The sequence below is a fragment of the Pseudomonas sp. FSL W5-0299 genome, assembly GCF_005930655.1.
GTDB classification, from domain to species: Bacteria; Pseudomonadota; Gammaproteobacteria; order Pseudomonadales; family Pseudomonadaceae; genus Aquipseudomonas; species Aquipseudomonas mandelii.
The window spans coordinates 479,942-492,500 of record NZ_RXHX01000001.1; the positions used below are offsets into that span (position 1 = coordinate 479,942).

Consider the following 12,559-nt stretch of genomic DNA (forward strand, 5'->3'; position numbering starts at 1 on the left):
GTTCGCATCTGACGGGCATGCTTGATCACGCGGCCCGGGCCGCAATACATAGAGAGTTTTTAACGGTGAAAAGCAAACTCAAGCTCCACGGGTTCAATAACCTGACAAAGACCTTGAGCTTCAACATCTATGACATCTGCTACGCGGAAACCCCGCAAGACCAACAGGCTTACGTCGAGTACATCAATAAAGAGTACAACGCGAAACGCCTGACGCAGATCCTCACGGAAGTTGTCGATATCATTGGTGCCAACATCCTGAACATTGCCAGTCAGGACTATGAACCCCAGGGCGCCAGCGTCACGATTCTGATCTCTGAAGAGCCGGTAACCCCGACCGACAGCCAGATCGAAGAATCGCCGGGCCCGTTGCCCGAGATTATCCTGGCCCATCTCGACAAGAGCCACATCACGGTGCACACCTACCCGGAAATCCACCCGGACGACGGCATTGCGACATTCCGTGTGGACATTGACGTGTCGACCTGTGGCGTGATTTCACCGCTTAAAGCGCTCAACTTCCTGATTCACCAGTTCGATTCGGACATCGTGACCGTGGATTATCGCGTGCGCGGCTTCACCCGTGACGTGGAAGGCAAAAAGCACTTCATCGACCACGAGATCAACTCGATCCAGAACTACCTGTCCGAAGACACCCGCGGCGCGTACCAGATGACCGACGTGAACGTGTACCAGGAAAACCTGTTCCACACCAAAATGCTGCTGAAGAACTTCGAACTGGATAACTACCTGTTCGGCGATGCCACCAGCAACCTGTCTTCCGAGCAGCGTGCTCAGGTGACTGACCGTGTGAAACACGAAATGCTGGAAATCTTCTACGCGCGCAACATGCCGAACTAAGATTTCAAGCACAAAAAAGGCGACTTCCTCACGGCAGTCGCCTTTTTCATGTCTGGAATACAGAACCTTGTGGGGGCGAGCCTGCTCGCGAAGAGGCCCTGTCAGGCAACGTATCGATCAGATCCGGTAGGTACTCTTGGTCATTACCTTGGCCAACAGACTCATCCCGAACTTCACCGGCGCCGGAAAACGAAAACCTCCGGCATCCAGCGCACTCTCGGCATGATGTTCTTCATCAATCCGCATTTGCTCGAGAATGGCCCGGGACTTTTCATCTTCCGCCGGCAATTGCTCGAGGTGCTCGTTCAAGTGTTTGCACACCTGATGCTCGGTGGCGGCGACAAAACCCAGGCTGACCTTGTCGCTGATCAATCCGGCCACTGCGCCAATCCCGAACGACATGCCGTAGAACAGCGGGTTGAGAATGCTGGTGTGGCTGCCCAGTTGCTGGATGCGTTGCTCGCACCAGACCAGGTGATCGATTTCTTCTTCGGCAGCATGTTCCATGGCGGCCCGCACGTGCGGCAGCTTGGCAGTCAGGGCCTGACCCTGATACAGCGCCTGGGCGCAGACTTCACCGGTATGGTTGATGCGCATCAAGCCAGCAACGTGGCGGGTGTCTTCGTCACTCATTTGCGCATCCGGCTGCACGATGGCTGGCGACGGACGGTATGGCTGGCCACTGAAAGGCAGCAACGTTCGCATCGCGGCATCGGCTTGCAGCAGAAGACGGTCAATCGGCGAGTAGTGACGCTGGGTAGTCATGCTGACCTCCGGGAGGAATCTCGGCGGCCAGTTTAACCCAATCGGCCGGGGAAGGTTTGCGCTGGGTCATACGGGAGTGGCTGGCCACTCCCTCGAAGCTTTTTGCAATCAGCCCGGCGGCCAGTGCATCTGGCGCTGACCCAGCACATGCATATGAATGTGGTAGACAGTCTGCCCGCCCAGTTCATTGCAGTTCATGACCACACGGAAACCTTCTTCGCAGCCCAGTTCAAGGGCCAGGCGCTGGGCGGTGAACAGAATATGTCCGGCCAAAGCCTTGTCTTCCTCGGTGAGGTCGTTGAGGGTGCGCACCGCTTTTTTCGGAATGACCAGAAAATGCACCGGTGCCTGTGGGGCGATGTCGTGGAAGGCCAGTACCTGGTCGTCCTCGTAGATGATCTTCGCCGGGATTTCCCGGTTGATGATCTTGGTGAACAGAGTATCCACAGCTGTTTTCTCCGTTGTTTGGGCTGGCTTGAGTGTACTCATGGGTTATCCCCGAGCCCAGCCTTTTACCTTGAGGCCGGGTCAGCGCGGGCAGTAGGCCTTGTTGACCATGCCAGCGATTGTCCGATTGAGCCAGCGAGAGCCCAGCCGTGGCAGGAGGGCGCGCCAGCGATTGCCTCGACCGGGAATGATGATCGCTCGATTTTTCTCCAGGGCGCGCACCGTATACAGCGCAACCTCTTCGGGACTCATGAGCATGTTGCTGTCGGCCAGTTTGCCGGTGTCCAGTTGAGCGGTACGGAAGAACCCGGTACGGGTCGGGCCGGGGCACAGCACCGAGACCTTGACCGCACATTTCTTCAGTTCGACGCGCAACCCTTCGGAAAAATGCAGCACATAGGCTTTGCTGGCGTAGTACGTGCTCATCCACGGGCCGGGTTGGAATGCCGCCATTGAAGCGACGTTCAGAATTTGTCCGCCCCCCTGCAAGGCCATGCTGTTCCCGATGGCATGGCACAAGCGGGTGAGGGCCAGGATGTTCACTTCGATCAGGTCCTGCTCGGTCATCCAGTCCTGGGCCAGAAAGGGTCCGCAGGTGCCGATGCCGGCGCAGTTGACCAGCAAATCGATTTGCCGGTCACCTTCTTCCAGTTCCAGCAGGAACCCGGACAGCCGTAGCGGTTCGCCGAGGTCACAGGCGCGGAACAGCACTTCCACGCCAAAGCGTTGGGTCAGTTCAATGGCAATACTTTCCAGCTGATCACGTTGTCGGGCCACCAGAATCAGGCTGCGGCCTCGGCGGGCCAGCGCTTCGGCCATCGCCAGGCCGATCCCACTGGAAGCGCCAGTGATCAGAGCGTAACGGGTCATGCAGTTCTCCATCGCAACAGCTCCGCGCCGGCGACGCGGGTGTCACGGGCGGGGAGCGCTGTTCATTCTTTCGCAGAGTCTACAGGGGCCGGGGCTTATTCGGCTTCATCGTCTGCAGAATCGGGTGCCTGCTCAGCCTCTGCGGCCGGCTCGACTTCCACTTCTTCAGTGATTACCGAGCTGCTGTCATAGCTGGTTTCGGCAGCAGTTTCATACTCTTCCTGGATCGCCGTAAGGCCTCCGGCCAGCGCACCAACCAAGACGATGGCGATCAACACCACCCACAACGAAGACAACACTTTGACCGCCGTGGTGTTGGGTGGAGGCGGCGCGCCATAGCGATTGGCGATGTTGGTGCCGGGGGCGATCATGATCACGAACGGGAAGAAGCTGCCTACGAAGGGTACGAGGTTCAGCAACCAGAGCCAGCCGGACCAGCCGATGTCGTGCAGGCGCTGGACACTGATCTGAATGCTCACGACCGCCATGGCAATGAACAGCATGAACGCAACCAGGCCACCGAGTATCAGGCCTGCGGTCGAATCGGCGCTGATGATGGCGAAGGCGAAAATGGCCAATACCGAACCGACGGCCAGGGTGACCAGCGTCAGGACCATCGTCCAGGCGAGATAGCGCAAACGACCGATGCGGCCTTCAACGCTGAATGGCTTGAGTGGAGCATACGCGGGCAGGCTTTCGCCGACAGTGGCTCGGGGTGGTGCGTAAGGGGATGCGGGGTCGGCAAATGCCGGTTGGCTGGCGACAGGCCTGTGTTCGTGGGCTTCGTCCAGGTTCAGCTCAATGGACGATTCGCTTTCGATGCGAGCATCGATGCCGGTTTTCGTCAGCGCTTGAAGGTAGGTTTGCGCGTCGGCGTGCGACAGGTCTTTCTTGAGCGTAACCGTCTTGCCAGTGAATAGCCGTTCGACGGCTGCGACTTGGCTGTTGTAGAGTTTAGCCAGGTTCTCTCTGGCGCTGGCGGCGTCAACGCCTGGCAGCAGAGCGCCGTCGAACACGATCTTGAAACGGTTGTCGCTCATTGCGAGGCATCCTTGTCGCGAGAATTTGTAATAGGGTGTGTTTCAAGCGTGGATTGTAAGGCCAGCCGGGGCGGGCTGGCCAAACTTTCATCTCATCGTGGCCAGCGTTTGGGCAGCTCGGCCGCCAGTTCCAGAGCCTTGCGGTATTCCGCGTCAAGTCGAGCGACCAATTGATCGACGCTCGGCAAATCATCGATTTCCCCGACACCCTGGCCCGCAGACCACACGGTTTTCCAGGCTTTGGCTTCATCGCTGATCGGCTTGAGTTTGGAGCCGAAGTCGACTTCGCCCTTGCCTTGCAGTGCCGCCATGTCGAAACCGGCAGCCTCCAGGCTTTGACGCATGAAACTCGCCGGTACGCCTGACACTGCCGGCGTATGGACGATGTCCGCGGCTCTGGACGTCAGCAGCATCTCTTTGTAGGCGTCAGGCGCATGACTTTCGGTGGTGCCGATAAATCGCGTACCGAAATAGGCCAGATCAGCGCCGAGCAATTGCGCAGCAAGGATCTCGTGGCCGTGGTTAAGGCAGCCTGCCAGCAATAGGGTCTTGTCGAAAAACTGGCGAATCTCGGCAATCAGCGAGAACGGGCTCCAGGTTCCAGCGTGTCCACCGGCACCCGCTGCCACGGCGATCAAGCCGTCCACACCGGCCTCGGCAGCTTTCTCGGCATGGCGCCGCGTCGTCACGTCATGGAACACCAGTCCGCCATAGCTGTGAACGGCATCGACTACTTCTTTCACTGCACCGAGACTGGTAATCACGATCGGTACTTTATGCTCGATGCAGATCGCAAGGTCAGCTTGCAGCCGTGGGTTAGTGTTGTGAACGATCAGGTTGACCGCGTAAGGCGCCGGGTTCTCCAGTGTCGCCAACCCTGCTTCGATCTCTTCCAGCCAGGCCTTGAAGCCGCTGCTCTCGCGCTGGTTCAGCGCAGGAAAGCTGCCGACGACGCCGTTACGGCAGCAGGCGAGCACCAATTGCGGATTGGAAATCAGAAACATCGGCGCTGCCACTACCGGCAGACGCAAGCGTTGTTCGAGCAAAGCGGGCAGCGACATTGGAAGTACCCCGGTGAGTTGTGCTTATTAGAACGGCCGAACGACGACCAGAATTACGATAGCCAGCAATATCAGAACCGGCACTTCATTGAACCAGCGATAAAAGACATGGCTGCGGGTGTTTTCGCCACGGGCAAAACGCTTCACCTGTGCGCCGCACATGTGGTGGTAGCCGATCAGGATCACCACCAGGGTCAGCTTGGCGTGAATCCACGCGCCTTGACTGAAGAGGCTCGGGTTAAGCCAGATCAGTGCAATGCCGAATATCAGGGTAGCGATCATCGCCGGGCCCATGATGCCGCGGTACAGCTTGCGCTCCATGAGGCTGAAGCGTTCCTTGCTGACGGTGTCTTCGCTTTGGGCGTGATAAACGAACAGGCGGGGCAGGTAAAACAGGCCGGCAAACCAGCAGACCATGCTGACGATATGAAGCGCTTTGAGCCATAGATAAAGCATTTTTAGTTATTCCCAGGTTCACGGTAGCCCGAATAGTAGAGAAAGTGTCCCGTCTCGGACATAACTGTTCAATTTTGACGGCGTCTTTTGCGGCCAGACTGCGTTGCCGCTCCTCGCCATAGCGAGCTATGACTCGTCGCGGGGCCTTGCCAGGCCACAAAAGCCACTCGCCAAAAGTTGGGCGATATGCCCGAGAAGGGACACATGAGCCGCCACACGTCACCTAAGCGGTTGTCGCAGGGCCGCGCGGCCCCTATTATCGACGGCTTTCCAGTGGGTTCGTTGAGGGCAGGTTTATGGTCAAGGTCGGTATCGTCGGCGGCACGGGTTACACCGGTGTCGAACTGCTGCGTCTGTTGGCACAGCATCCGCAAGCTGAAGTGGTTGTGATCACTTCCCGATCCGAGGCCGGTCTGGCCGTGGCCGACATGTACCCGAACCTGCGAGGCCACTACGACGGCCTGGCCTTTAGTGTTCCGGACATCAAGACGCTGGGCGCTTGCGATGTGGTGTTCTTCGCCACGCCTCATGGTGTTGCTCATGCACTGGCCGGTGAGTTGCTCGCGGCGGGGACCAAGGTCATCGACCTGTCGGCTGACTTCCGTCTGCAAGACGCTGCCGAGTGGGCCAAGTGGTACGGCCAGCCTCACGGCGCGCCGGAGTTGCTGGAGGAGGCGGTCTACGGTTTGCCGGAAGTCAATCGCGAGCAAATCAAGGATGCGCGCCTGATCGCGGTGCCGGGTTGCTATCCAACGGCGACGCAATTGGGTTTCCTGCCATTGCTGGAAGCCGGCCTGGCCGATACCACGCGTTTGATTGCTGACTGCAAGTCCGGTGTCAGCGGTGCCGGTCGTGGCGCTTCGGTCGGTTCGCTGTACGCCGAGACGTCGGAAAGCATGAAAGCCTACTCCGTCAAAGGTCACCGTCACTTGCCGGAAATCCGCCAGGGTCTGCGTCGTGCAGCGGGCAAGGACGTCGGTCTGACCTTCGTTCCGCACCTGACACCAATGATTCGCGGCATTCATTCGACGCTGTATGCGACCGTCGTGGATCGCTCGGTGGATCTGCAGGCGTTGTTTGAAAAGCGCTACGCCAACGAGCCGTTCGTCGACGTGATGCCGGCGGGCAGCCACCCGGAAACCCGCAGTGTTCGCGGTGCCAACGTTTGTCGTATCGCCGTGCATCGTCCGCAGGACGGCGATCTGGTGGTGGTGCTGTCGGTAATCGATAACCTGGTCAAGGGTGCGTCGGGTCAAGCGGTGCAGAACCTGAACATTCTGTTCGGGCTGGATGAGCGCCTGGGCCTGTCCCACGCCGGCATGCTGCCGTAAGGCTTTATCCCGCTCAGCAAAAAGGCCCGTCTGACGGGCCTTTTTGCATTTCGAACCGGCAATCGGGTTTATTGCTATACCGTAACAATAGTTGACCGATTTTCTAGGAGAAGCGGATAATGCGCGTCATCACGCATTATGGCGGCGTAACGCCGGGAGATAGTCAGCATGAGCGTCGAATCCTTCACCCCCACCGCTTTGCAATTCACCCACGGTGCCGCGCACAAGGTGAAGAGCCTGGTCGATGAAGAGGGGAATGATCGCTTGAAGCTGCGCGTATTCGTTACGGGCGGCGGTTGTTCAGGTTTTCAGTACGGCTTCACCTTCGATGAAGAAGTGGCCGATGACGACACCATTGTCGAGCGCGAAGGTGTGAGTCTGGTCGTAGACCCGATGAGCTTCCAGTACCTGGCCGGTGCCGAGGTGGATTATCAGGAAGGTCTGGAAGGTTCGCGTTTTGTGATCAAGAATCCGAACGCGAGCACCACGTGTGGTTGCGGCTCTTCGTTCTCGATCTGATCGCGCTTCACCGCAGTATCAAGCGCCGCATGGCTTCAGGGCTTTGCGGCGTTTTGCTGTGCGGCGCTTATGCCGGGTAGATGGCGCCGAGTACGCGCAGGCCGCGGGCGCCAGTGACGCTCGGGCGGTTGGCGGCGATGCCTTCCAGGCAGCAATGAGCCAGCCAAGCGAAGGCCATGGCTTCGACCCAGTCCGGGTCCACACCATAAGCGGCAGTGCTGCTGACTCTCGCGTTCGGCAGCAGGGCGGCCAAACGGTTCATCAGCGTGACGTTGTGCGCGCCACCACCGCAGACCAGCAGTTCCTGCGTGTCCGATTGGGCGTGCTGCAATGACTCGACGATGGTCAGTGCGGTCAGTTCGAGCAGGGTTGCTTGCACATCTTCCGCGGCGAAGGGCGGGAGCTTCGAGAGATGCTGTGTCAGCCATGGCAGGTTGAACACTTCGCGGCCGGTGCTTTTCGGGCCTTTGGTTACGAAGAATGGATCACTCAGCAATTCATTCAGCAGAACCGGTTCAACCTTGCCACTGGCAGCCCATTGGCCGTCACGATCAAAATTGTCGCCGCGTTGCTGATGAATCCAGGCATCCAGCAGGACGTTGCCCGGGCCGCAGTCGAAACCGGCGACAGGTTTGCCGGGCTCGATCAGGCTGAGGTTGCTGAATCCGCCGACATTCAATACCGCACGATTGCCGGCACGTTCATCAAACAACGCTTCGTGAAAGGCCGGCACCAAAGGCGCGCCTTGCCCGCCAGCGGCCACATCACGGCTGCGGAAGTCGCTGACCACGGTGATGCCGGTCAACTCGGTCAGCAGGGCCGGGTTGCCGATCTGTACCGTGAAGCCGCGCGCCGGTTCGTGGCGAATGGTCTGGCCGTGGCTGCCAATCGCGCGAATGTCTTCGGGTTTCAGGTTGTGTTGGCGGAGGAGAGTGTTAATGCCCTGAGCCGCCAGTTTCACCCAGTTCTGCTGGGCGATGGCGGAGCGGGCAATCTCGTCCGCGCCGCTGGCGCACAAGCCAAGCAGCTCGGCGCGCAGGGAGTCAGGCATGGGGGTGTAGTGCGTGGCGATCAGGTTGATCGCCGGGGTCAGCTCGATTAACGCAATGTCCAGGCCATCGAGGCTGGTTCCGGACATCACACCGATATAGAGCGTCATGATTTAGCGCTTCGAAGCCAGCATGGTGGCTTTCTCTTGGTCCATGCGCGCCATCAGCGGCTGACTCTGCGAAAGGAAGCGTGCGCGTTCCCCTTTGGAAATAGGGTCGGCCATCGCGACTTTCTGGCCCAGTGGGTCGACGTGCACGCCATTGACCTGGAACTCATAGTGCAAGTGTGGGCCGGTGGAGAGCCCGGTTGTGCCGATATAACCGATTACCTGGCCTTGCTTGACGCTGCCGCCAGTCTTGATGCCTTTGGCAAAGCCTTGCATATGGCCGTACAGCGTACGGTAGGTGTTGCCGTGCTGGATAATCACGGTATTGCCGTAACCGCCACGGCGACCGGCCAACAACACTTTGCCGTCACCGGCCGCTTTGATCGGCGTGCCGCGTGGAGCGGCGTAATCGACACCTTTGTGAGCGCGGATCTTGTTCAGGATCGGGTGTTTGCGACCCATGGAGAATTTCGAGCTGATGCGGGCGAAGTCCACGGGCGTGCGGATAAACGCCTTGCGCATGCTGTTGCCGTCGGCGGTGTAGTAGCTGCTGTTGCCTTGCTTGTTGGTGTAACGCACGGCGGTGTAGGTCTTGCCGCGGTTGGTGAAGCGTGCGGACAGGATCGGGCCGTTGCCGACAGCCTTGCCGTTGACGACTTTCTGCTCGTAGATCACATCGAACTCGTCACCCTGGCGGATATCCTGGGCGAAGTCGACGTCATAGCCAAACACGCTGGCCATGTCCATGGTGAGGCTGTGGGACAGCCCGGCACGCGCGGCAGACTGCGATAGCGAGCTGTTGATCACGCCATGAACGTAGGCGGAGCGCACGGTTGGCTTGGCGGTAATGCGGTTGAACGTATAACCCTTGTCATTCTTGGTCAGGGTAATACTTTCGACGTCGCTGAGCTTGCTGTGCAGGTTGCTCAGCTGGCCGTCGGGGGTCAGTTCGAATTCGAGTTTCTGGCCGCGTTTGAGCTGGCTGAATTGCTTGGCCTGCTTGTCACTGGCCATGACTTCATGCACCGAAGTGGCGGGGAGGCCTACTTTCTCGAACAGCGTGGAAAGTGTGTCGCCTTTGGAAACGATCACTTCCCTGTGGTTTGGGGTCTTCTTTTCTTCGGTGACCGGGGCAGGTACAGGCTCGGCCTGGGCGGTTTCCTGTGGCTCTTCAGCGCTGTTTTCGATCTGCGCGAAAGGGGAGGCTGCCGGTTCATTTGTGGCTTGAACGGCTTCAGCAGCGTCTTGATCTTGTGTCAGTTGTTCAGCAGGGCTTTCCAGCTCAAGACTCAGCGTCGTCTTTTTGGCTTCTACATCACTGGAAGGGAATACCAGAAGCGCCAGGCTCAGAAGAGCGGCGATGCCACTTGCTGCGAGCAGGTGGGTCTTCGGGTAAAGCGGTGGCGCTTTAGACGATTCTTTGGTCATAGGTAATTTTTGACTTTGAAATAGATGAATTGGAAAAGATGAATGACATGATGAAGATGAAATAACTGTATAAAATATAACCAAATCATCTCTGAAGCAAGTCCGCGGTCACTCTGCCAGCGGATTGGCGTCATTGCGCCGGCCAAACTTTGTATTTGACGCGTGATCTTGTATGGTTGGTCCCCTTTGAATTCGAGCCTTGCGGGTCTGTTATGAAGTCGGTTGAAGAGCAGCTAGCGCTGATTAAACGTGGTGCGGAAGAACTGTTGGTCGAGTCCGAGCTGATCGAAAAGCTCAAGCGTGGCCAGCCGCTGCGTATTAAGGCAGGCTTCGATCCGACCGCGCCGGATTTGCACCTGGGTCATACCGTGCTTATTAATAAGCTGCGCCAGTTCCAGGAACTGGGTCACCAGGTGATCTTCCTTATAGGTGACTTCACCGGGATGATCGGTGATCCGAGCGGCAAGAGCGCAACGCGTCCTCCGCTCACTCGCGAGCAGGTTCTCGAGAATGCCGAGACCTACAAGACTCAAGTCTTCAAGATTCTTGATCCGGCCAAAACCGAGGTGGCGTTCAACTCCACCTGGATGGACCAGATGGGGCCGGCGGACTTCATTCGTCTGACTTCGCAGTACACCGTGGCTCGCATGCTTGAGCGCGATGACTTCGACAAACGCTACACGACCAACCAGCCAATCGCTATTCACGAGTTCCTCTATCCGCTGGTTCAAGGGTATGACTCGGTCGCTTTGCGCGCGGATGTCGAGTTGGGCGGTACCGATCAGAAGTTCAATCTGCTGATGGGGCGTGAACTGCAGCGCGGTTATGGTCAGGAGGCTCAATGCATTCTGACGATGCCGCTGCTCGAAGGTCTGGATGGTGTGAAGAAGATGTCCAAGTCCTTGGGCAACTACGTCGGTATCCAGGAAGCGCCGGGTGTCATGTATGGCAAGCTGGTCTCTATTCCGGATGCGCTGATGTGGCGCTACTTCGAATTGCTCAGCTTCCGCTCCATGGATGAAATCAACGCATTCCGTGCTGATGTCGAGGCGGGCGCCAATCCTCGTGACATCAAGATCAAGCTGGCCGAGGAGATCGTTGCGCGTTTTCATGGTGAAGAGGCTGCGGCCAATGCTCACCGTGCAGCGGGCAATCGTATGAAGGATGGCGAGTTGCCGGACGATCTGCCGGAGATCGAGCTGACGGCTACTGAAGACATGCCGATTGCTGCTGTCCTTAATAAGGCAGGGCTGGTGAAGAACTCGGCGGTGGCCCGTGATCTGCTGAACTCCGGCGGTGTGCGTATAGATGGAGAGGTTGTTGATCGCACCTTTATATACGTGCTGGGCGCGACCCATGTTTGCCAGGCCGGAAAGAAGGCGTTTGCGCGTATTACGCTCAAATCTGAATAAAGCTTAAGTTAGGGGTTGACGGCAGATTCTGGAAGTCTATAATTCGCCCCACTTCCGGCGCAGTCGAAACGGAAAACTCCTTGGTAAACAAAGAGTTACGCAGTTTTCGACAGCGAGTTGCTTCAGGTCATCGAAGCCCAGAAGGAGTTGATCAGGCGGGGTTGTTTGGCTTGATTGACGGTTCGATCTTCTCGGTCGAAAGCGGAGAAAAAGAGGTGTTGACAGCAGCGAGTAACGCTGTAGAATTCGCCTCCCGCTAACGAGAGATCGGAAGCGCAAGTGGTTGAAGTTGCAAAGGAAACTTTGAAAACTTCTGAAAATAACCGCTTGACAGCAACAGAGGCTGCTGTAGAATGCGCGCCTCGGTTGAGACGAAAGATCTTAACCAACCGCTCTTTAACAACTGAATCAAGCAATTCGTGTGGGTGCTTGTGGAGTCAGACTGATAGTCAACAAGATTATCAGCATCACAAGTTACTCCGCGAGAAATCAAAGATGTAACCAACGATTGCTGAGCCAAGTTTAGGGTTTCTTAAAAACCCAAAGATGTTTGAACTGAAGAGTTTGATCATGGCTCAGATTGAACGCTGGCGGCAGGCCTAACACATGCAAGTCGAGCGGTAGAGAGAAGCTTGCTTCTCTTGAGAGCGGCGGACGGGTGAGTAATGCCTAGGAATCTGCCTGGTAGTGGGGGATAACGCTCGGAAACGGACGCTAATACCGCATACGTCCTACGGGAGAAAGCAGGGGACCTTCGGGCCTTGCGCTATCAGATGAGCCTAGGTCGGATTAGCTAGTTGGTGAGGTAATGGCTCACCAAGGCGACGATCCGTAACTGGTCTGAGAGGATGATCAGTCACACTGGAACTGAGACACGGTCCAGACTCCTACGGGAGGCAGCAGTGGGGAATATTGGACAATGGGCGAAAGCCTGATCCAGCCATGCCGCGTGTGTGAAGAAGGTCTTCGGATTGTAAAGCACTTTAAGTTGGGAGGAAGGGCAGTAAATTAATACTTTGCTGTTTTGACGTTACCGACAGAATAAGCACCGGCTAACTCTGTGCCAGCAGCCGCGGTAATACAGAGGGTGCAAGCGTTAATCGGAATTACTGGGCGTAAAGCGCGCGTAGGTGGTTTGTTAAGTTGGATGTGAAATCCCCGGGCTCAACCTGGGAACTGCATTCAAAACTGACAAGCTAGAGTATGGTAGAGGG

Annotated in this window: 12 protein-coding genes and 1 rRNA gene (1 of these 13 only partly in view); 5 read left to right on the forward strand and 8 right to left on the reverse strand. The window is 57.4% G+C overall.

Going from position 1 to position 12,559, the window contains the following annotated elements; genetic code table 11:
• The first annotated feature begins 65 nt into the window (after positions 1-65).
• The gene (gene speD, locus FHL16_RS02300) at positions 66-860 is read left to right on the forward strand and encodes an adenosylmethionine decarboxylase (RefSeq protein WP_010467209.1); all 795 of its coding nucleotides are present in this window, start codon (positions 66-68) and stop codon (positions 858-860) included.
• A gap of 117 nt (positions 861-977) precedes the next feature.
• Here speD and coq7 read toward each other — a convergent pair whose 3' ends face one another.
• The 6 genes from coq7 to hemJ form a co-directional block, all read right to left on the reverse strand.
• Positions 978-1,625 (reverse strand): 2-polyprenyl-3-methyl-6-methoxy-1,4-benzoquinone monooxygenase, encoded by a 648-nt coding sequence (coq7, locus tag FHL16_RS02305; protein ID WP_010467212.1) that lies wholly within the window; start codon positions 1,623-1,625, stop codon positions 978-980.
• A 108-nt stretch (positions 1,626-1,733) separates the two neighbouring features.
• Positions 1,734-2,072 (reverse strand): histidine triad nucleotide-binding protein, encoded by a 339-nt coding sequence (locus FHL16_RS02310; RefSeq protein WP_010467214.1) that lies wholly within the window; start codon positions 2,070-2,072, stop codon positions 1,734-1,736.
• 81 nt (positions 2,073-2,153) lie between these two features.
• Positions 2,154-2,942: an SDR family NAD(P)-dependent oxidoreductase gene (locus FHL16_RS02315; RefSeq protein WP_010467216.1), complete on the reverse strand. Its 789-nt coding sequence runs from the start codon at positions 2,940-2,942 to the stop codon at positions 2,154-2,156.
• Between the two features lie 95 nt (positions 2,943-3,037).
• On the reverse strand, positions 3,038-3,982 hold the full coding sequence (locus FHL16_RS02320) for a DUF805 domain-containing protein (RefSeq protein WP_077747324.1): 945 nt from the start codon (positions 3,980-3,982) through the stop codon (positions 3,038-3,040).
• A 92-nt stretch (positions 3,983-4,074) separates the two neighbouring features.
• Positions 4,075-5,043 (reverse strand): NAD(P)H-dependent flavin oxidoreductase, encoded by a 969-nt coding sequence (locus tag FHL16_RS02325; protein ID WP_010467219.1) that lies wholly within the window; start codon positions 5,041-5,043, stop codon positions 4,075-4,077.
• A 27-nt stretch (positions 5,044-5,070) separates the two neighbouring features.
• Positions 5,071-5,499, reverse strand: a complete 429-nt coding sequence (gene hemJ, locus FHL16_RS02330) for a protoporphyrinogen oxidase HemJ (RefSeq protein ID WP_010467221.1) — start codon at positions 5,497-5,499, stop codon at positions 5,071-5,073.
• Positions 5,500-5,795: 296 nt separating this feature from the next.
• Between hemJ and argC the strand changes: the two genes are divergently transcribed.
• Together argC and erpA are read left to right on the forward strand one after the other, a co-directional pair.
• Positions 5,796-6,830, forward strand: coding sequence for an N-acetyl-gamma-glutamyl-phosphate reductase (argC, locus tag FHL16_RS02335; RefSeq protein WP_010467224.1), 1,035 nt, complete (start codon positions 5,796-5,798; stop codon positions 6,828-6,830).
• 168 nt (positions 6,831-6,998) lie between these two features.
• A complete protein-coding gene (gene erpA / locus FHL16_RS02340; protein WP_007947969.1) occupies positions 6,999-7,349 on the forward strand; it encodes an iron-sulfur cluster insertion protein ErpA in 351 nt (116 codons plus the stop codon).
• A gap of 67 nt (positions 7,350-7,416) precedes the next feature.
• On the opposite strand, the gene FHL16_RS02345 is transcribed toward erpA, so the two are convergent.
• Together FHL16_RS02345 and FHL16_RS02350 are read right to left on the reverse strand one after the other, a co-directional pair.
• Entirely contained in the window at positions 7,417-8,508 is a 1,092-nt protein-coding gene (locus FHL16_RS02345; RefSeq protein WP_077747325.1) for an anhydro-N-acetylmuramic acid kinase, read from the reverse strand.
• A 3-nt stretch (positions 8,509-8,511) separates the two neighbouring features.
• Positions 8,512-9,933, reverse strand: a complete 1,422-nt coding sequence (locus FHL16_RS02350; RefSeq protein WP_010467226.1) for a peptidoglycan DD-metalloendopeptidase family protein — start codon at positions 9,931-9,933, stop codon at positions 8,512-8,514.
• A 212-nt stretch (positions 9,934-10,145) separates the two neighbouring features.
• Here FHL16_RS02350 and tyrS point away from each other — a divergent pair, with 212 nt between their 5' ends.
• Together tyrS and FHL16_RS02370 are read left to right on the forward strand one after the other, a co-directional pair.
• Complete coding sequence (gene tyrS, locus FHL16_RS02360; RefSeq protein ID WP_010467228.1) at positions 10,146-11,345, forward strand: tyrosine--tRNA ligase; 1,200 nt, start codon at positions 10,146-10,148, stop codon at positions 11,343-11,345.
• Positions 11,346-11,897: 552 nt separating this feature from the next.
• Positions 11,898-12,559 (forward strand): 16S ribosomal RNA (locus FHL16_RS02370) (it continues 875 nt past the right edge of the window).